The 17,867-nt window shown below is 42.7% G+C and carries 22 protein-coding genes; 14 read left to right on the top strand and 8 right to left on the bottom strand.

Annotation, left to right across the window (positions count from 1 at the left end; all coding sequences use genetic code 11):
• Positions 1 to 13: 13 nt before the first annotated feature.
• The 4 genes from Q0230_RS13885 to Q0230_RS13900 form a co-directional block, all read right to left on the bottom strand.
• Positions 14 to 1,381: a di-heme oxidoredictase family protein gene (locus Q0230_RS13885; RefSeq protein WP_298610760.1), complete on the bottom strand. Its 1,368-nt coding sequence runs from the start codon at positions 1,379 to 1,381 to the stop codon at positions 14 to 16.
• Between the two features lie 63 nt (positions 1,382 to 1,444).
• Positions 1,445 to 2,665, bottom strand: a complete 1,221-nt coding sequence (locus Q0230_RS13890) for an imelysin family protein (protein WP_298610761.1) — start codon at positions 2,663 to 2,665, stop codon at positions 1,445 to 1,447.
• A 71-nt stretch (positions 2,666 to 2,736) separates the two neighbouring features.
• Positions 2,737 to 2,931: a hemin uptake protein HemP gene (hemP, locus tag Q0230_RS13895; RefSeq protein WP_298610762.1), complete on the bottom strand. Its 195-nt coding sequence runs from the start codon at positions 2,929 to 2,931 to the stop codon at positions 2,737 to 2,739.
• Positions 2,932 to 2,947: 16 nt separating this feature from the next.
• Positions 2,948 to 3,166 (bottom strand): (2Fe-2S)-binding protein, encoded by a 219-nt coding sequence (locus tag Q0230_RS13900; RefSeq protein ID WP_298610763.1) that lies wholly within the window; start codon positions 3,164 to 3,166, stop codon positions 2,948 to 2,950.
• Between the two features lie 171 nt (positions 3,167 to 3,337).
• Between Q0230_RS13900 and Q0230_RS13905 the strand changes: the two genes are divergently transcribed.
• The 5 genes from Q0230_RS13905 (at position 3,338) to Q0230_RS13925 (ending at position 6,073) form a co-directional block, all read left to right on the top strand.
• The gene (locus Q0230_RS13905) at positions 3,338 to 3,670 is read left to right on the top strand and encodes a hypothetical protein (RefSeq protein ID WP_298610764.1); all 333 of its coding nucleotides are present in this window, start codon (positions 3,338 to 3,340) and stop codon (positions 3,668 to 3,670) included.
• Between the two features lie 223 nt (positions 3,671 to 3,893).
• Positions 3,894 to 4,364 (top strand): bacterioferritin, encoded by a 471-nt coding sequence (bfr, locus tag Q0230_RS13910; protein ID WP_298610765.1) that lies wholly within the window; start codon positions 3,894 to 3,896, stop codon positions 4,362 to 4,364.
• Positions 4,365 to 4,373: 9 nt separating this feature from the next.
• A complete protein-coding gene (gene bfr / locus Q0230_RS13915; protein ID WP_298610766.1) occupies positions 4,374 to 4,841 on the top strand; it encodes a bacterioferritin in 468 nt (155 codons plus the stop codon).
• Between the two features lie 138 nt (positions 4,842 to 4,979).
• Positions 4,980 to 5,651, top strand: a complete 672-nt coding sequence (locus Q0230_RS13920; RefSeq protein ID WP_298610767.1) for a dienelactone hydrolase family protein — start codon at positions 4,980 to 4,982, stop codon at positions 5,649 to 5,651.
• Entirely contained in the window at positions 5,651 to 6,073 is a 423-nt protein-coding gene (locus tag Q0230_RS13925) for a YchJ family protein (RefSeq protein WP_298610768.1), read from the top strand. The genes Q0230_RS13920 and Q0230_RS13925 overlap by 1 nt, the downstream gene beginning before the upstream one ends.
• Before the next feature lies 1 nt (position 6,074).
• On the opposite strand, the gene Q0230_RS13930 is transcribed toward Q0230_RS13925, so the two are convergent.
• A complete protein-coding gene (locus Q0230_RS13930) occupies positions 6,075 to 6,650 on the bottom strand; it encodes a hypothetical protein (protein WP_298610769.1) in 576 nt (191 codons plus the stop codon).
• 616 nt (positions 6,651 to 7,266) lie between these two features.
• On the opposite strand from Q0230_RS13930, the gene Q0230_RS13935 reads away from it, so the two are divergent.
• Genes Q0230_RS13935 through alr form a run of 3 tightly spaced genes read left to right on the top strand, consistent with a single transcriptional unit; the run spans position 7,267 to position 10,055 of the window.
• Positions 7,267 to 8,550 carry a D-amino acid dehydrogenase gene (locus Q0230_RS13935; RefSeq protein ID WP_298610770.1) on the top strand — a complete coding sequence of 428 codons (1,284 nt, stop codon included), beginning with the start codon at positions 7,267 to 7,269 and terminating at the stop codon, positions 8,548 to 8,550.
• A gap of 39 nt (positions 8,551 to 8,589) precedes the next feature.
• The gene (locus Q0230_RS13940) at positions 8,590 to 8,979 is read left to right on the top strand and encodes a RidA family protein (protein ID WP_298610771.1); all 390 of its coding nucleotides are present in this window, start codon (positions 8,590 to 8,592) and stop codon (positions 8,977 to 8,979) included.
• Positions 8,979 to 10,055, top strand: a complete 1,077-nt coding sequence (gene alr / locus Q0230_RS13945; protein WP_298610772.1) for an alanine racemase — start codon at positions 8,979 to 8,981, stop codon at positions 10,053 to 10,055. The genes Q0230_RS13940 and alr overlap by 1 nt, the downstream gene beginning before the upstream one ends.
• Positions 10,056 to 10,063: 8 nt before the next feature.
• On the opposite strand, the gene Q0230_RS13950 is transcribed toward alr, so the two are convergent.
• Positions 10,064 to 10,549, bottom strand: a complete 486-nt coding sequence (locus Q0230_RS13950; RefSeq protein WP_298610773.1) for an Lrp/AsnC ligand binding domain-containing protein — start codon at positions 10,547 to 10,549, stop codon at positions 10,064 to 10,066.
• A 290-nt stretch (positions 10,550 to 10,839) separates the two neighbouring features.
• On the opposite strand from Q0230_RS13950, the gene Q0230_RS13955 reads away from it, so the two are divergent.
• From Q0230_RS13955 to Q0230_RS13980, 6 genes are all read left to right on the top strand, one after another.
• A complete protein-coding gene (locus tag Q0230_RS13955; protein ID WP_298610774.1) occupies positions 10,840 to 11,862 on the top strand; it encodes an amino acid ABC transporter substrate-binding protein in 1,023 nt (340 codons plus the stop codon).
• A gap of 122 nt (positions 11,863 to 11,984) precedes the next feature.
• Complete coding sequence (locus tag Q0230_RS13960) at positions 11,985 to 13,196, top strand: amino acid ABC transporter permease (protein WP_298610775.1); 1,212 nt, start codon at positions 11,985 to 11,987, stop codon at positions 13,194 to 13,196.
• A 1-nt stretch (position 13,197) separates the two neighbouring features.
• Positions 13,198 to 14,298 carry an amino acid ABC transporter permease gene (locus tag Q0230_RS13965; RefSeq protein ID WP_298610776.1) on the top strand — a complete coding sequence of 367 codons (1,101 nt, stop codon included), beginning with the start codon at positions 13,198 to 13,200 and terminating at the stop codon, positions 14,296 to 14,298.
• Positions 14,299 to 14,325: 27 nt separating this feature from the next.
• Complete coding sequence (locus Q0230_RS13970; protein WP_298610777.1) at positions 14,326 to 15,087, top strand: amino acid ABC transporter ATP-binding protein; 762 nt, start codon at positions 14,326 to 14,328, stop codon at positions 15,085 to 15,087.
• A 118-nt stretch (positions 15,088 to 15,205) separates the two neighbouring features.
• Complete coding sequence (locus Q0230_RS13975; protein ID WP_298610778.1) at positions 15,206 to 15,424, top strand: DUF1289 domain-containing protein; 219 nt, start codon at positions 15,206 to 15,208, stop codon at positions 15,422 to 15,424.
• 36 nt (positions 15,425 to 15,460) lie between these two features.
• Positions 15,461 to 16,159 (top strand): intradiol ring-cleavage dioxygenase, encoded by a 699-nt coding sequence (locus tag Q0230_RS13980; protein WP_298610779.1) that lies wholly within the window; start codon positions 15,461 to 15,463, stop codon positions 16,157 to 16,159.
• Here Q0230_RS13980 and Q0230_RS13985 read toward each other — a convergent pair.
• Together Q0230_RS13985 and Q0230_RS13990 are read right to left on the bottom strand one after the other, a co-directional pair.
• On the bottom strand, positions 16,152 to 16,670 hold the full coding sequence (locus Q0230_RS13985; protein WP_298610780.1) for a HugZ family protein: 519 nt from the start codon (positions 16,668 to 16,670) through the stop codon (positions 16,152 to 16,154). The two genes, Q0230_RS13980 and Q0230_RS13985, sit on opposite strands and share 8 nt — an antisense overlap.
• Positions 16,667 to 17,734 (bottom strand): AbrB family transcriptional regulator, encoded by a 1,068-nt coding sequence (locus Q0230_RS13990; protein ID WP_298610781.1) that lies wholly within the window; start codon positions 17,732 to 17,734, stop codon positions 16,667 to 16,669. Before Q0230_RS13990 ends, Q0230_RS13985 begins: the two co-directional genes overlap by 4 nt.
• Between the last annotated feature and the right edge of the window lie 133 nt (positions 17,735 to 17,867).

Genomic DNA, 17,867 nt, shown 5'->3' on the forward strand with positions numbered 1-17,867 from the left:
TTCCTAAAAACGATTAGAGTGAATTTAAAAAGCGCAAGAGTGCACTCCGCTCTTCTTTGCTCAGATTCAACACATATTCTTGAGAGGGTTTAGCCTCACCTCCATGCCATAGAATCGCTTCCATTAAATTGCGGGCGCGCCCATCATGTAAAAAACGCGTGTGCCCATTTACCGTTTCAATCAGGCCAATCCCCCATAAAGGCGCGGTACGCCATTCACTGCCCGTTGCTAGAAAATCGGGGCGCTGATCGGCTAAGCCTTCACCCATATCGTGTAGGAGTAGGTCAGTAAAAGGCTGAATCGACTGGTGTTCTAGCTCAGGGAAATCAGGCTTAACCCCCGTTTTGAGTTCAGGCAAATGACAAGCACTACAATTTGCGGCTTTGAATAAACGCTCGCCTTTTAACACTTCGGGAGTATCCACTTCGCGCCGTGCTGGCACTGCGAGCAAAGACGCATAGAAACTCACCATATCCATCAGTTCTTGATTGATTTCTGGCTGGCCACCATGAGGTGCTTTTAAACAATCAGCTTGGGTGCTTGAGCAAGGCGCGTTCGCAAACATCGGGGAGGTAATCCCTAAATCACCATGAAAAGCCCCTGCGCTTTGTTGCGCCACAGTCGGTTGATTGGCTTTCCAGCCAAAACGGCCTAGTACGGTTTTTTGTGCTTTGACATCCCAGACTTGATTGAGTCGACCTGAAATACCATCCCTATTTTTATCTTCTGGATCAGCAAGAGCGACTAAATCAGCTTCTGGAATGGCCTCTAATAAACCCATACCAATCATTACCGGTGCAACACGCACCGACATTTGTACTTGTGGATGTAGTGCGCCGTAATTGGGCTTATCTAATTTCAGACTAGGTTTAAGTAAGGTATAGGCTTCGCCATCTTTAAATTGACCTTGGATTTCTTCATAGGTAAAACGTGGTGTGGCTTCACCTTTCACTCCAGGGATAGCAGTTGGCTGAATCTGATCCCCATAAGTGGGTTCTGGTACGACTCCAGTGGTAGTAAGAAGAGCTTTTTGTGTGGTTGTTTCTGCAGGAATACTCACTCGCACTAAGGTAGACAGAAAGCTATCTTCACGCGTTAGTGGTGGGTGACCTTTCCCGTCTTTAACATGGCAACCCTGGCAGCTATTGCTATTGAACAGAGGGCCTAAGCCATCCCGTGCAGAAGTCGAAGAGGGTGCTATTACCCAAGGCTGTTTAAAAAATGCATTGCCAATAAAAAAGTTATCTCGCCGCAAAATACTTAAATTATTCGCAGGTAGAGAGAAGGCATTGCTACTCTTGTCTAGTACCGTCGTCGCACCCCCAGATAATTGCTTATCGGTCAGAGTTGACTCAGTACTGTAAGCTACTGGGCTGAGCATTACCCCAGCTAGTAACAAGGTTTTGGCTAGCTTCATTCGGAGTTTTAGATGTTAAATGGTTATTTATTGTAAAGAAGTACTAGTTTCTGGATTTAAGTTACTCACACCTAAAGCTTTAGCCGCGGCCTCAATACTGGCTGTTTGAGTTCTTAAGGCAGCAATGGTGGCTTTCACACGTGCATTACCTTCTTTATTTTCAGCAGCGATTTGCTGATCAAAGTGCTCTGTTTTTGCTGTTTGCACAAGGGTTGCTGCAGCGGTTTTAGTCGCTGTTAGATTAGTCTCTAATTCAGTACTCAGTTTTGGATCTTTGGCCGCTAATAACTCAGCTAAACTTGCACCTTTAACGGTTTTACCGTCAGCTGCTTGATAAGCACCCTCAAAGACATCTTTAATCCCTTGGATATTGTTCCAAATATCGTTGTGCGTGTTGTCACTAAAGCAGGAGTGCTCGTCTTCTTGTGAGTGAGCAAGTAACGCGACATTCATGCGTTCCCCTGCTAATTCGCCTAAGCTTAAGCTGCCCATGCCAAATAAGATCCGACGTAAGGCTTCAGCTTCCTCTAAGCCGATAAAAGTTTTACGGTAGTTTGTTTGCTCTGGTGCCCAATCTTGCTCCATTTTATTTAAATCAGCGACCAGTAAATCGGTCACAGTTTTTAAGTATTGCGCACGACGTTCACAGTTTTTATTAGTACAGTCTGTACCTGTAATAAAATCAGTATAGCTACGAGTACCCGCAAGCGTTGGGTCAGTATTAAAGTCTTGTCCCCAAAGCAAAAATTCAATGGCATGATAGCCTGTGGCGACATTCGCCTCTGAGCCACCTTTCTCCTGATAGGATTTTAAGAGGTCTGGGGTAATAGTTTCGCTACCTGCAATAATATTTGCCGTTGCAAATTGATTGCCTTCCTCATGTTCGTAAGTATCAGCTTTCACGTAATCAATCAGCCCTTCATCTAAAGGCCAAGAATTCACACCGCCTTCCCATTCATCCACATTGGGATTACCAAAGCGGAAAACTTCAGTTTGACTGTAAGGTGCACGGGCAGTGATCCATGCTTGTTTAGCGGCTTGATGAGTTATTTCGCTAGGCTTAGCAATAAACTCATCAATTTTAGTTTGTAGTGTTTTAGCTGTGGTTAGGGCATGGCTAAATTTGATATGAGCTAGATTCGCATAATTTTCTATTACAGCCTTGGGCGTGACGGTATCAGCTTGTAGAGTAGGAGCGCTAAACAGTAGGGTTAAGCAGCTAAAGATTAAGGCAGGTAATTGTTTCAAAATCAAATACTCCAAAGCTTAAGCGATGCATTTAACTTAGCTAATTAATCAGATGGAAGCGTGAACAATAGTCACGATTTGTAGGGACTAGTGGTTTTGGCTGTAGCAGGGTCAGTATCGAGCTGGGTTTCTGCTGCCGTTAGAATTAACTTACCTCTACGGGTAATTGTGAGTACATAGGGGCGTGCACCATGCTGCAAAATAACTTTCTTGCAGCCTTGCATCCATTCTTCTACATTGATTCGACGTAAATCTAGGCAGTGCATAGTTCAGGCTCATCAGTTAGGCGAAAGCAGGCGTAAAGAAAGCAGGCATACGTTGCTCACGTTCCTGCTGCTGATCTACGCATTGGCGGATGATTTCCTGCGCAAAGGGTTTGCAGCGCCCGCAACAAGTCGCAACTGCTAATTCACGCTGGATCGCATCAAAGCTGTCATGACCTTGTTGTACGGCTTGTTTAATAGACTTATCACTCACTGCATTACAGACACAAACGTACATTGATTCACACCTGAATAAGAATCATTCTTGATGTATTCATCATATTAAGAATGAAAATCAAATGCAAGTAGTTCTCATTTGTCTTGCAAAGTTCATCATCATTGATTAAACTTAAATAATAATGATTCTCATTTATAAAATATAAACTCAACCAGCCTCACAGGAGCAAGTATGACTTTCTCAATTAATGCTTGGTTAGATCGCACGAATCCGTTTATTGAGTTGCGCAATAGTAAGACGGGCGAAATTATGGCTTTATTTGCAGGTGAACAACTGAAACGCTGTTTAGAGCAAGGTGATATTTGTTTGACAGAGTTGTGTAGAGCTGACCAAGCAACTCAACAAGAGTTAGTGCGTTGTTTACTATTAACGCATTGGTTGCAGAGCTTACAAGGACAACTAGAGCATACGGTTAATCACTATATAAATGGTTATAAACCTATAAAGCAGGGCAGTTCTTACACCCCTAATGTTTTAGCTTTTACAGGTGCTCGTTCAGCTTGAATGATAAATTGCTGAAAAAGCTGACACTCACTCATAGGTATATAGAATCTTAAAAAACGGAGTGGGCGTGCAAGGTCTGGCAGTCTTGGCACAGTCTAAGGGGTAGCTCCTGCCCCTTTATTTTTTTTGCTTTACCTCATTGCATCGACATAAAGATTTGCATGCTCCTACTCATCTTCCTTATCATGCAAAGGTTCTAATTCAGCTTAGTGAAGGAGCCGCTATGCAAGGAAATCCAGCAATTAATCGTGCTTTAAATACGGTGTTACGTGGACAACTCGTCGCCATTAACCAGTATTTTCTACATGCACGGATGAGCGCTAATTGGGGCTTGGAAAAGTTTAATGAGCGTGAATACCAACGCTCAATTAAAGCCATGAAGCAAGCCGATGAACTTATCAAGCGCATTCTATTCTTAGAGGGCTTACCGAATCTGCAAGATTTAGGCAAGCTGTATATCGGCGAGGATATTCCAGAAATTTTAGCCAATGATATGCAATTAGGTTTAGAGATCGTAAACGAACTAAAAACTGCTATTTTAGTCTGTGAGCAAGCCCAAGATTATGTTTCCCGCGAATTGCTGCAAGACCTTCTAGAGGAAGAAGAGGAGCAAATCGATTGGCTGGAGTCCCAACAATGGTTATTAACGAATACGGGCGAACCCAACTATCTACAGTCATTAGCTGCTAATTAGGAGATAATTATGCAAGGAAGTCAGCAAGTTATTGAAGTTTTAAAGCAATTGCTCGCCGGTGAGCTCGCTGCTCGTGATCAATATTTTGCCCATTCACGCCTATGTGCTGATTGGGGCTTAGAGAAATTAGCCGAACATTATGAGCATGAGCGCCAAGAAGAAAGCGGGCATGCTGATGCAATTATTAAACGCTTACTTTTGTTGGATGCGATTCCGGATTTAAACCAGCAAGATCAAATCAATTTAGGTACTGATGTGGTCAGTATGCTTAAAAATGATTTACAGCTTGAGTACCATGTACAAGCTGCACTCAAGGCGGCGATTCAAATCTGTGAAACTCAACAAGATTATGTTAGTCGTGAGATGTTACGCGTACAATTGAGTGACACCGAAGAGGATCATGCTTATTGGTTGGAAAAACAATTAGGCTTGATCGACAAAATTGGTTTACAAAATTATCTGCAAAGCCAACTGTAATCAGTTTTGAATTCTGCTAGGCACACGCCGCGACGCATTACCCACGCAGAATTTTTCTCCTGTTTAAACTAGTTCTGAACTGTTCCGAAAACTGTAAAATAAGCCCAGCTTAAAATTATAGAGATGAAGGATCAGTACATGGATTATTTGCCAGCCCTTATTATTGAACCACCCCAAGCTGCAACTGCTAGTGTCATTTGGTTGCATGGTTTAGGTGCCGATGGCCATGATTTCGAGCCAATTGTTCCTGAGTTAGCGCTACCTACTAGTGCGGCGATCCGTTTTATTTTTCCTCATGCGCCAGTTATGCCTGTCACGATTAATGGTGGCTATGTGATGCCAGCTTGGTATGACATTCTGGCGATGGATATTGATCGTAAAGTTGATGTGAAACAATTGGAGGCTTCAGCCCAAGCAGTCGCTAAATTGATTGACCGGGAGTTAGCGAAAGGTATCCCCAGCGAACGCATTGTGTTAGCCGGCTTTTCTCAAGGCGGTGCAGTCGCTTATCAAACGGCACTGAGCTATCCCAAACCTTTAGGTGGCTTACTCGCAATGTCGACCTATTTTGCGACTGCTGAGACTATTCAATTGAATTCGGCTAATCAGAAATTACCCATAGCGATTTTTCATGGGCTACAAGATTCGGTTGTTCCTGAAAGCTTAGGTAAAAAAGCTCAGCAACGTTTGCAAGCCTTGGGCTATGCACCTGAGTATTTCACCTATGCGATGGAACATAGTGTGAATGCTGCAGAAGTTAAGGATTTGGCAAAATTTATCCAGCAATGGTTATTAAAGGCTGAAGAGTGATGAGTCTTAATAATCTGTGTCCTTGTTGCTCAGCTTTGCCCTACAACCAATGCTGTCGGCCTTTTCATGACGGTAAAGCAGCAGCATCAACGGCTGAAGCTTTAATGCGTTCACGCTATAGTGCTTATGTATTAGCCGATGCAGCCTATATTCATCGAAGTTGGCATAGTAGTACTCGCTTAAGTAAAAAAAGTTTGGTGCAACCTCAACAGCTGCGATGGGAAAAATTAGAAATTATTCGTACCGAAGCCGGGCAAAGCATAGATCAAGAGGGCTTGGTTGAGTTTATTGCTTATTTTTCTGAACAGGGACAAGCTCAACAACTACATGAACTGAGTCGGTTTGTGCGGGAGAAAGGTCGTTGGGTGTATTTGGATGCCTTACCAACTACACCCACGATGAGTAGTGAAGTGAGGGGATAATTTACAAAACTTCCAATAACTTAGACTTGAGATTTTCGGCATCTTTTCTACCTTGTTTCGTGCCAATAATCGCATTGAGCCAGTCGTCATAAATGGCACGTAAAGACTCATGATCATCACAGCGTTCAATGCGATTAATGAGTGCACTAGAACCAAACGTACCTACGAAAGCATTTAAGGTATTGGCCATAAAGTTTTTAGCCATCTTGAGTTGTGCGGCATCAAGACGTGCTGGTAAGGGGCGAAATTGACCATTGCGCGCTGGCGAAATAAAGGCTGGAACGGTATTACTATCGACCCGATTGACTAACAGATGATTGACATGGTTAGCGTTAGGTGTGGGAGTCGTTCCTGCTTCACCTGAAAGAAGTTGAATATAGCCTTGTTTCTCTAAACTACTAATAATTTGCTCGACATCATCGATTTTGGGTAAGGCTTTGACTTCACTGAGGGTGCGTTTACCGTCTAGAAAAATTAGTACGCGGCGCATAATTAAGGACAACCCACCCGCTTTTGAATCAATCTCCTCACGACCCTTGGGTGTCTTGGCAAATACAGCATTCATTGTCATGGTCATTAGCTAAATCCTCGACTTGGATGTAGTGAGGGGGAGCCATAAAGTGGGGTTGCTCTATGCACTACATGGGTTCCAGCGGTTTAGATGCATTTGTTATTGTTTTAAGCAGATACTATCAGGTACTTCTGAGATTATCAGTAGTTTATCGGAAAAATTACAATAAAACAGCTGAGTGGTATTCTCTGAATAATCCGTAAGATAGTAATGTTTTTGCTTATAAAATAATCATATTGCTAAGGAGGTATATCTGCCTTTTATCGGTTATTTTGTGTAAATGCTGACTCTATTTTTATTAACTTAATGCTGCTCAGCAACATTTGCTGCACCTGCGCAGAGTATGCAGCAGAAATTTTGCTTTACTATATAAATTTTGGTGCCATTCTAGTAAACGGGAATCTATTCTTAACTAGCTCGGAGCTAGGATATAAAAGGATTCAAGGTGTCAATTAGATGGAAATTTAACTTCCACAGAAAATCTTTTAATCTCGGACAGCTTAGCTAAAAACAGAAAAAAATTCTGAAATAACTATGAAATATAGAAAAATATTTTGTAAAGTCTCGCTTAAAATGGTGCTACTACCAAGGCGTTAAGCCACATAAGGAGCATCTCAATATCATGCACGCTATCGTGATCGGCAGTGGAGTGATTGGCACTACAACTGCTTACTATTTGAATCGTTTAGGCTATCAAGTCACTGTTTTAGATCGTCAGCCACGTTCTGGGTTAGAGACTAGTTTCGCGAATGCGGGGCAGATCTCACCTGGGTATTCTGCCCCTTGGGCAGGCCCTGGGATTCCCATGAAAGCAATTAAATGGATGTTGAGTGAGCATTCACCTTTAGTGATTCGCCCTAGCCGTATGGATGCGGCTATGTTCCGTTTTATTGTGATGATGCTGCGCAATTGCACTACGGCACGCTATCACGTCAATAAAGCACGGATGCTTAGAGTGGCGGAGTACAGCCGTCAGGCGATTGATGAATTGCGTACCGAAACGGGTATTAATTATGACGAGCGTACCCTTGGAACTTTGCAAGTTTTTCGCACTGATGCACAAGTAGAGGGCGCGAAAAAAGACACGGATATTCTAGATGAGTGCAAAGTCCCCTATGAAGTGTTAGATGTGGATGGTTGTATTGCTGCTGAGCCAGGTTTAAAGCATGTGCGGGAAAAAATCAGGGGCGGCTTGCGTTTACCTTTGGATGAAACTGGCGATTGCTTGATGTTCACCCAAAACTTAGCGGTAAATTGCATCGCTAAAGGTGTAATGTTCCGTTATGGCGTAAATATTGAGGAGATTTTGACCAGTAATGGCAAGATCAGCGGGATTAAAACTGATCAAGGTGTCATCACGGCCGATCAATATGTAATGGCTTTAGGGAGTTATTCGCCACAATTACTCAAACCGATTGGGATTGATATTCCGGTTTACCCAGTAAAAGGCTATTCGATTACAGTGCCTATTGTTAGCCCTGATGATGCACCCGTATCTACGGTGATGGATGAAACTTATAAAGTGGCGATTACGCGATTGGGTGATCGCGTGCGGGTAGCAGGTACGGCTGAATTAACAGGGCATGATTTGAGTCTGCACGAAGAGCGGCGCCAAACGGTGCGTTTTGTAGTGTCCGATATGTTTCCAAAAGCGGCTGATCTGAAAGAGGATAATTTCTGGACAGGTTTACGCCCAATGACACCAGACGGGACTCCAGTTTTAGGGGCTTCACCTTACCCTAATTTATTCATTAACACGGGACATGGCACTCTAGGTTGGACGATGGCTTGTGGTTCTGGACGCTTATTAGCTGATATTATGGCAGGGCAAAAACCGGGCATTGATTTAGAAGGTTTAAGCATGCAGCGTTATAGCTTTGCTAATCGCGTCAAAGCAAGCACCTAGGTTCTATTTAAATTACTAATTTATAAGGATGTTGTTATCGTGACTGAGAAAACTATTATTGCTACCACTTCTGCACCTGCCGCGATTGGCCCTTATTCACAAGCGGTACGTGCAGGGAACACCGTTTATTGCTCTGGGCAGATTCCTTTAAATCCGAATACGATGAAAGTTGAAGCGACTGATTTTGCAGGTCAAGCTGAGCAAGTTTTTAAAAACTTACAAGCTGTTGCTGTGGCAGCGGGTGGGTCTTGCAGGGATTTTGTGAAGTTAAACATTTATTTAACCGACCTCAGTAATTTTGCTGCGGTGAATGAAGTGATGAAACTTTATTTCTCTGAACCCTTTCCAGCTCGTGCGGCAGTCGGTGTTGCCTCTCTACCCTTAGGTGTTATGGTGGAAGTGGAAGGCGTTTTGGTGCTTGCTTCCTAATGGCTCGCCCAGCAGTTGCCGTGATTGATTTAGAAGCAATCCGGCATAATTACCAATTAGCTAAAAAATTAACCAAAAACGCGCACGCATTTGCCATCATTAAGGCGAATGCTTATGGGCATGGTGCAGTCAGAGTGGCTCAAGCTTTAGAGCCTGAAGTCGATGGCTTTGGTGTTGCCTGTATTGAGGAAGCTTTAGAGTTACGTGAATCAGGGATCAAAGCCCCTATTTTGCTCTTAGAAGGCATGTTTACAGCGGATGAATTAATACTCGCCGATCGTGAATCTTTATCATTTGTGGTTCACAATCAACAACAACTCGATAATGTGCTAGTTGCCAAACCCAAAAATAAGTTTAAAATCTTTTTAAAAATTGATACAGGTATGCATCGTCTAGGCTTTGCACCATCTGAGGTCAAAGCGCTTTGGCTAACACTGCAAGCGTGCAAGCATATTGAGTCCATCACCCTGATGACGCACTTCGCAAGGGCAGATGAACTTAATAGTGATTACACTTTGCAGCAATTACAGCAATTTAAGGTTGCAGCAGCAGGCTTGGAGGTAGCGCATTGTTTGGCGAACTCACCTGCTATTTTAGCGTGGCCAGCCACACATACAGAGTATGTACGTCCTGGTTTAATGCTGTATGGGGCTTCACCGTTTACAGAACCACATGAGCTTGCTGCCCAGCTGAAACCCGCGATGCACTTAGAGTCAGCTTTAATCGCGATTCGTGAGTTAGCGGCCGGTGAGCCAATTGGTTATGGAGCACGTTTCCGTTGTGAGCAAGCCACCACAGTAGGTGTAGTTGCCATGGGCTATGCAGATGGTTATCCGCGGCACGCAATAGATGGCACGCCAATTGCAATAAATGGGATACGTACTCGCTTAATTGGGCGGGTATCAATGGACATGTTGACCATTGATATTACCAACCTTAACTGCAAGATCGGTGATCGAGTGCAATGTTGGGGGGATCAAGTGCTAGCAACTGAAGTCGCTGCAGCAAGTTATACGATTCCTTACACTCTGTTTACAGGGGTAACACGGCGAGTTCCTTTGACCTATATCGGTTAAGGGGCAATCTAATCGATGTAGAGTTGTGAAGATTCGTAAACGGTTTCCATCGCAACTAGAGTACGTGAGTCACGAATGCCGGGTAAGGTATGCAAAATATCCCCCAGCAACGTGCGATAGGATGCCATGTTTTTGATACGTATTTTTAATAAGTAATCAAAATCACCGGCTACTAGGTGGCATTCAAGGATCTGAGGCCACTGTCGAACGGCTTCACGGAATTGTTCGAAGATATCACCTGAGAGGTAATTCAAACTAATTTCGACAAACACTAACAAGCTAGCGTCCATTTGCGCAGGACAAAGTAAGGCTGTATAGCCTTTAATGTAACCTGCGCGTTCTAAGCGACGTACGCGTTCAAGACAAGGGGAGGTACTTAAACCGACTTTTTCAGCTAAATCGACAAAAGAAATTCGGCCATCATTTTGCAATTCGCGCAGAATTTTTTTATCAATTCGATCTAGTTTGGATTTGCTTTCTGGTGTGGTAGGCATCCGTAAAATCTCGATAAAAAGCCAGATAATACAATGAGCTTCAATTTAGGGAAATGACAAGCAATTTCTGGTATGAATAAGTCAATTATCTAATATTTTTTTGTCGGTTTCTGAAGTTTTATTTTTATATGCTTATGTTTATATTAGAGTTTATTTTTTTTGACTCTTAAAGGAATAGTTGTATTTTTCTGTTTATTAGGATAGGTTTAAGTGATCGACTTTAAGCTAACTTAAAGCTCGGTTTTAACTAAGCGTTGTGCATAACAACATTTGAGAGAAGAGGAGAATCCATGAAATCTGCAAAAACATTGGCAGTTGCAGGCTTATTATCAGCCAGCTTTGCGATGCCAGCAGCGCATGCGGGCGCTACTTTAGATGCGGTTAAGAAAAACGATGCTGTGAAATGCGGTATTAATACTCCATTTCCAGGTTTTGCTAACCAAGATGAAAAAGGTAACTGGTCAGGTTTAGATATCGATGTTTGTCGTGCAGTCGCTGCAGCTATTTTCGGCGATCCCAATAAAGTTAAATTTACTTCCTTGACTGCTAAAGAGCGCTTCACGGCTCTGCAATCTGGGGAAGTTGATCTTCTATCACGTAACTCGACCGGCACGCTAAGCCGTGATACGGGGATGGGTTTAACTTTCGTTGCACCTAACTATTATGATGGTCAAGGTTTCTTAGTTAAGAAGTCTTTGAATGTGAAAAGTGCGAAGGAATTAGATGGTGCTTCGGTTTGTATTCAGTCTGGTACTACGACTGAGTTGAACTTGGCTGACTATTTCCGTGCTAATAACATGAAGTTTGAGCCAATTACTTATGAAAAATTAGACGAGGTGACTAAGGCTTTTGATGAAGGTCGTTGTGACGTTTTAACCTCTGACCAATCTCAGCTTTATTCCAATCGTATCACTCTGAAAGACCCAGAAGGGGCTGTAGTGTTACCGGAAGTTATTTCTAAAGAGCCTTTAGGACCTTTTGTGCGCCAAGGTGATGATGAATGGTTGAAAATTGTGCGCTGGTCTTATTATGCAATGGTTGAAGCAGAAGACTTAGGTATAACTTCCGCAAATGCTGATGAAATGACCAAAAGTGCAGATCCTAACATTAAACGCTTCTTAGGCATGGAAGAGGGCGGCGATGCTAACTTACCATTGGATAAGAAGTGGGCTTATAACATTGTTAAAATGGTAGGGAATTATTCCGAATCATTTGAACGTAGTGTTGGTCAAGGATCGCCTTTGAAAATCAATCGCGGCTTGAATGCTTTATGGAAAAATGGTGGTCTTCAATATTCTCCACCTTTCCGTTAAACCGAGAACTTAGTTCTTAAAATCGCTATCTGTTCAATTTAGATAGCTATCGTTCTTAGGCAGTTGAGGGTTTTACTCTCAACTGTCCACCACCTTAGCAAACTCGATAGAAAGGCTGGCTTATGGCAGATCCAAACCTCTCTGCAACACCACCACAGACTCTCTCTACCGTGCCTAGCAAACCTTCTTTTTGGAACGATCCTCAAAAGCGTGCGCTCGTTTTTCAAATTTTGTTAGTCATCGGTATTGGTCTCTTATTGTGGTTTATATTTAGTAACACCTTACACAATCTTGATAAGCGCGGCATTAAAACAGGTTTCGACTTCTTAGATCGTCCTGCTGGTTTTGGTATTACCCAAACTTTAATTCCTTATACTGAAGCAAGTACTTTTGGACGTACTTTCTTAGTAGGCTTATTAAATACCTTATTAGTAGCGGGTTTAGGCATTATCTTTGCTACTATGCTAGGTTTTTCAGTAGGTGTAGCGCGCTTATCCAAAAACTGGTTAATTTCGCGCATAGCTTTAGTTTTTATTGAAACTATTCGGAATATTCCACCCTTATTACAAATTTTATTCTGGTATCGTGCGATACTGCCTTTATTACCTGGACCTAAAGACAGTATCTCACTGGCAGAATTATTTTATTTGCATAAGCGAGGCTTAACCCTTCCATCGCCTTTATTTGAACCGGCTTTTATTTGGACATTTTGGGCATTTATTGCAGCATTAGTCTTGGCCTTTATTATAGGACGTTGGGCAAAAGCCCGTCGTGAAAAAACGGGTGAGCAATTCCCAGTATTATGGACTGCTGTAGGAGTTATTATTGGTGTACCCTTAATTACCTTCTTTTTAACAGGTAGCCCCCTAAATTGGGATGTACCAGCCTTAAGTGGTTTTAACTTTCGTGGCGGTTTAACCGTTATTCCAGAGTTAACGGCACTCTTATTAGCACTCTCTATTTATACTGCGGCTTTTATCGCTGAAATTGTACGTTCAGGGATTCAGTCTGTGAGTAAGGGGCAATCAGAGGCTGCGGCTTCTCTAGGTTTGCGGCCTAATCGTACTTTGCAGTTAGTCGTTATCCCACAAGCGATGCGGGTAATTATCCCCCAGCTCACTAGCCAGTACTTAAACCTGACTAAAAATACATCTTTAGGAGTAGCGATTGGCTATCCAGATTTAGTGAACGTTTTCGCAGGGACAACCTTGAATCAAACTGGTCAAGCAGTTGAAATTATCTTCATGACAATGCTGGTTTACTTAGCTATTAGCTTGACGATTTCAATGTTTATGAACTGGTACAACAAACGCATGGCGTTGGTGGAGCGTTAAGATGCAAGCTTTTATTACGCGTGAAACTTTGCCTAGCTTACCACCCCCTAACACCATAAAAGGGCCTATGGCGTGGATGCGGCAAAACCTCTTTTCCAGCGTTGGCAATACGATTGTCACTGTAGTCATCGTTCTGGCAATTTTATCAGCTTTAATTCCCTTCATTAACTGGGCTTTTATTAAAGCTGATTGGATTGGTACTAGTCGTGAGGATTGCACTAGTGGTGGTGCTTGTTGGGTTTTCGTCTATGTGCACTTAAAACTGTTCATGGTTGGGCTTTATCCTGAGTCAGAAGTATGGCGTACCTTACTGGTGGGGGCGATTCTAGTGGTTACTTTGGCCGGCTTAATGATTAAAGCTGTGCCGTTTAAAAAGTACATTCAGATCTTTGCCATCATTGTCTTCCCAGTTATTGCTTTCATATTGCTTTCAGGTGACTCATTCGGTTTACCCCATGTAGAAACTAATTTCTGGGGGGGCTTATTACTCACGTTAGTGATTGCGATTGTTGGGATTGTCGCAGCTTTTCCTTTGGGTATTTTATTGGCTTTAGGTCGACGCTCTTCAATGCCAATTGTGAAAGCAATCTGTGTGGTCTTTATTGAAGTGTGGCGGGGTGTTCCTTTAATTACCGTGTTATTCATGTCTTCAGTCATGCTACCGCTGTTTTTACCTGAAGGAATGGAAATTAATAAATTATTACGTGCTTTAGTTGGGATTACCTTATTCCAATCCGCTTATTTAGCGGAGGTGGTGCGAAGTGGTTTACAAGCGATTCCAAAAGGGCAATATGAAGCGGCGAATGCTTTAGGTTTAACTTATTGGCAAGGTATGTATAAAGTTATTCTGCCACAGGCTTTAAAAATCGTTATTCCAGGTATCGTGAATTCGTTCATCTCCTTATTTAAAGATACCTCGTTAGTATTAATTATCGGCTTGTTTGATCTGTTAGCTACCATTCAAGGCGCATTTGCTAGTCCAAAATGGCTAGGTTATGCAATTGAAGGTTATTTATTCGCCGCTTTGGTTTACTGGATCTTCTGCTTTAGCATGTCTCGTTATAGCCAACATGTAGAGCGCAGTCTAAAAACCACTCATTAAACAGCTTAGAGAAGATTGAGGATTTGTATGGAAACTGCTACCCAAACTAAACCTGAAATTGCGGTAAGCCTGCGTGACGTCAATAAATGGTATGGCGAATTTCACGTATTGAAAAATGTAAATCTGGATGTTGAACGTGGCCAACGGATTGTTATCTGCGGCCCTTCGGGTTCAGGTAAGTCTACTATGATTCGCTGTATTAATCGTTTAGAAGAGCATCAAGCAGGGCAAATTATTGTTGATGGCATTGAATTAAATAATGACTTGAAAAACATTGACCAGATTCGTCGCGAAGTGGGCATGGTGTTTCAGCACTTTAATTTATTCCCGCATTTGACTGTATTGGAAAACTGCTGCTTAGCGCCGATGTGGGTGCGTAAAATTCCACGTAAAGAAGCAGAAGCTACGGCGATGGAATATTTAGAACGTGTCAAAATTCCACACCAAGCTAAGAAATTTCCGGGTCAATTGTCTGGTGGTCAACAGCAGCGTGTGGCGATTGCACGCAGTTTGTGCATGAAGCCGCGTATTATGTTGTTTGATGAGCCGACCTCAGCACTGGACCCTGAAATGATTAAGGAAGTATTGGATACCATGATTGAATTGGCGGAAAGCGGTATGACTATGCTCTGCGTCACGCACGAAATGGGTTTCGCTAAAACGGTGGCTGATTCGGTGATTTTCATGGATGCAGGACAGATTATTGAAATGAATACACCGGATGAGTTCTTTAATCATCCACAACATGAGCGTTCAAAACTGTTCTTGAGTCAGATTTTGGGGCATTAAACTTCAAGCTCCAAGGAAAAGGCCGCTGCTTAATCCCAGCGGCTTTTTTTATTTGAGGCTTTTCGTTTTTCCTAATAACTTGTCTTAAACTGCTAAAAAATTTTAATAGAGATTTGTTATGGAAACTGGACGTTCGCGCCGCCGTAGTTCACCACGCCCGTTACTGGATAATACAGTGCCATCGCCTTGCATGGGTGTGTGTTGGTTGAATGATGCAACCGGTTTATGTGAGGGGTGCTTACGTAGTGGTGACGAAATCCGTGATTGGATGATTATGACTCGTGAGCAAAAGCTGCAATTACTACAATTATTAGAGCAACGCAGTCGTGGTGAGTAAGCAACTCGTATTTCAAGTCCTAGGGAGGGATTCAGTATGAATGATATTGATCAGAGTCGTCGCCGAGCTTTAGTAAAATTAGCAGCAAGCAGTATGGCTTTAAGTACCGGCAGTGCGTGGGCGCGAATGACTCCGACTTGCATTTTGACACCTGAGCAAACCGAAGGGCCGTATTTCCTTGATACTAAGTTAGAACGCTCAGATATTCGCTCTGATCCTTATACAGGACGCACCAGTGCGGGAGTGCCTTTATATTTACAACTGCAAGTAACAGCGGTGCAAAATGGGCAGTGCCAAGCCTTGCAAGGCGCTATTGTCGATATTTGGCATTGTGATGCAATGGGGATTTATTCTGGGGTAGGTGACAGCGGTTCTACTAATGCTCAACAACAATTCTTACGCGGTTATCAAATTACAAGTCAAACGGGTAAGGTCAATTTTGTCACTATTTATCCAGGTTGGTATCCAGGGCGCGCTGTACATATTCATTTTAAAGTACGCACACCGACCCGTTCAGGCAAGGCAGAATTACTGACTTCACAGCTGTATTTTGCTGAAGCTGTAACCCAAGAAGTATATCAACAACAACCTTATCTGGAGCGTGCCATAGGCTTTGACCGTAATGAGCAGGATGGTATTTATCGATCAGGCAATGGTAAGCAACTTCTACTCAAGCCTGAGAAAGATCGCCGTGGTTACATTGCAGTGTTTAATATGGGGTTAAATCTTAGCTAGGACGCACAGTGCCAGCTTCAGGATTACGGTGTTGTAGTTCACTTAAGTCATTACCACTTAAGGTATAAGCTTGACCAAAGCCAGCCACATAGTTCCCAGCTTCTAGCTTTAAACAAAATAAATGAAAGTCCGGTAAGCTTTGTAATAGCTGCATAAATTTGCCAAAGCGTTCGTGAAATAAAGCTAAAGCGATTGCATAGCTGTCCGCATCTTTTTGGACAAGTTCAGCACTGCATTGGAGACTTACACGTTTACGGGCAAAAAGATTGGTGGTTTTATCTTCATCTTCAATAAAGAGTAAGCTGCAGTTTTTAGTCTGAAGTAAATTCTTAGTATGTAGTGCTAATTCACTGATAAAAATAAAATAATTGCCATTATATTGAACATAAGGAGCATAACTAGCTTCAGGCTGGTTAGCAGCGCTAGTACTAGCCATCAATACCGTTTTAAAGCCTGCAATAAAGTCACGATAGGCCTGAGCTAAGCTGGCTAAGTCTTGGTTAGATTTCATAAAGGCTCTCCTTTTTCGATCAGCAAGCGTGCAACAAGGGGCATCAGTAAAGTAATCGCAACAATGCGTGATAAGTGATGAGCAGCGATATATGCCGGATCATAATGTAAAGCTAGGGCTAAAGCAGCCATCGCTTCAATGCCACCAGGTGCATAGGCAATCCAAACTTGTCCAAAGGGTAAGTCTAAGGCACTAGCCATCATAGCTGCACCGACAGCAGCTATGAGGCTGCTAAGTATCACACTAATGGTAGCGGCTAAAGAAAGTGAGCGTAATTCAGATAATTTCATCCCTTTTAAACGAGTTCCAACTACACAACCAATAATTACAAAACCTAAAGTCACCAAGCTGCTGGGTAAATTTCCGCTCAACCAGCCCCCTACATGTCCTGTACCGCTCAAAATTAAACCTGAAAGAATATAAGCTGCAGGTAGTTTGATTTTATCCAGCATCAATGCAGTCGCAAAAGCGGTCAGCAAAACAGCCGGCACAGTATGCCAAGCTAAAGCTGCTGGCTGCTTTACATCAATAGGCATACTACCTTGTAAACCGAGCGCATGAATAATCAGTGGAAAGCTGGCCATGACTAAAATTAAGCGCAAACTTTGAAATACCACCACAGTCCCCAAATCACCTTTGCCATCACTGGCTAAAGCAACTACGGTTGATAAAGCGCCCGGAGTTGAAGCCAGTAAAGCAGTATTTTTAGGCTGCTGAAAATAGTGTGAAAGTACCCAAGTGCTTAAAGCCATCATTGCAATAACGGTTAGTGCTAAACCTAGCAGGCTCAAAGGCCATTGGCTGATTTTGGCAAGCATTTCGGGGGTTATGCTGCTGCCCATAGAGCAACCTAAAATAGTGAAGCCAATATTCCGCATCAGAGTTGGCATGCTGAGTGGCAGACGTGTAAAAGCCACTAAGGATAGGAGAATGCCACTGCCTAATAAGGCCGGAACAGGCAGATGAACCACTTGAGCCAAACCCGCACCGAGATAACCTAAACTTAAAGTAAATAGTATAGTAGTCAGCTTAACTATAGGATTTTTCGAAGATTGAATGCTCACAAGATAAAAATTGATTAACCAAGTAGAAAAGCCTGCAGTATAGCAGTCTTCACAAGGAGCTGAGCGTTTTGCAAAAATTATCAGCAGTTCATATAGTTTTCTAAGCTTTTAGTTTTGCACTTGAAATAAATCT

Origin of the sequence: uncultured Thiothrix sp. (assembly GCF_937876535.1) — a bacterium.
GTDB lineage: Bacteria > Pseudomonadota > Gammaproteobacteria > Thiotrichales > Thiotrichaceae > Thiolinea.

Coding starts and splice junctions, on each gene's coding strand:
- alr (WP_298610772.1), top strand. CDS start 8,979: ATGGCTCGCCCAGCAGTTGCCGTGATTGATTTAGAAGCAATCCGGCAT.
- Q0230_RS13925 (WP_298610768.1), top strand. CDS start 5,651: ATGAGTCTTAATAATCTGTGTCCTTGTTGCTCAGCTTTGCCCTACAAC.
- hemP (WP_298610762.1), bottom strand. CDS start 2,931: ATGCACTGCCTAGATTTACGTCGAATCAATGTAGAAGAATGGATGCAA.
- Q0230_RS13905 (WP_298610764.1), top strand. CDS start 3,338: ATGACTTTCTCAATTAATGCTTGGTTAGATCGCACGAATCCGTTTATT.
- Q0230_RS13950 (WP_298610773.1), bottom strand. CDS start 10,549: ATGCCTACCACACCAGAAAGCAAATCCAAACTAGATCGAATTGATAAA.
- Q0230_RS13970 (WP_298610777.1), top strand. CDS start 14,326: ATGGAAACTGCTACCCAAACTAAACCTGAAATTGCGGTAAGCCTGCGT.
- Q0230_RS13955 (WP_298610774.1), top strand. CDS start 10,840: ATGAAATCTGCAAAAACATTGGCAGTTGCAGGCTTATTATCAGCCAGC.
- Q0230_RS13985 (WP_298610780.1), bottom strand. CDS start 16,670: ATGAAATCTAACCAAGACTTAGCCAGCTTAGCTCAGGCCTATCGTGAC.
- bfr (WP_298610766.1), top strand. CDS start 4,374: ATGCAAGGAAGTCAGCAAGTTATTGAAGTTTTAAAGCAATTGCTCGCC.
- Q0230_RS13885 (WP_298610760.1), bottom strand. CDS start 1,381: ATGCTCAGCCCAGTAGCTTACAGTACTGAGTCAACTCTGACCGATAAG.
- Q0230_RS13980 (WP_298610779.1), top strand. CDS start 15,461: ATGAATGATATTGATCAGAGTCGTCGCCGAGCTTTAGTAAAATTAGCA.
- Q0230_RS13900 (WP_298610763.1), bottom strand. CDS start 3,166: ATGTACGTTTGTGTCTGTAATGCAGTGAGTGATAAGTCTATTAAACAA.
- Q0230_RS13975 (WP_298610778.1), top strand. CDS start 15,206: ATGGAAACTGGACGTTCGCGCCGCCGTAGTTCACCACGCCCGTTACTG.
- Q0230_RS13965 (WP_298610776.1), top strand. CDS start 13,198: ATGCAAGCTTTTATTACGCGTGAAACTTTGCCTAGCTTACCACCCCCT.
- bfr (WP_298610765.1), top strand. CDS start 3,894: ATGCAAGGAAATCCAGCAATTAATCGTGCTTTAAATACGGTGTTACGT.
- Q0230_RS13960 (WP_298610775.1), top strand. CDS start 11,985: ATGGCAGATCCAAACCTCTCTGCAACACCACCACAGACTCTCTCTACC.
- Q0230_RS13935 (WP_298610770.1), top strand. CDS start 7,267: ATGCACGCTATCGTGATCGGCAGTGGAGTGATTGGCACTACAACTGCT.
- Q0230_RS13920 (WP_298610767.1), top strand. CDS start 4,980: ATGGATTATTTGCCAGCCCTTATTATTGAACCACCCCAAGCTGCAACT.
- Q0230_RS13930 (WP_298610769.1), bottom strand. CDS start 6,650: ATGACCATGACAATGAATGCTGTATTTGCCAAGACACCCAAGGGTCGT.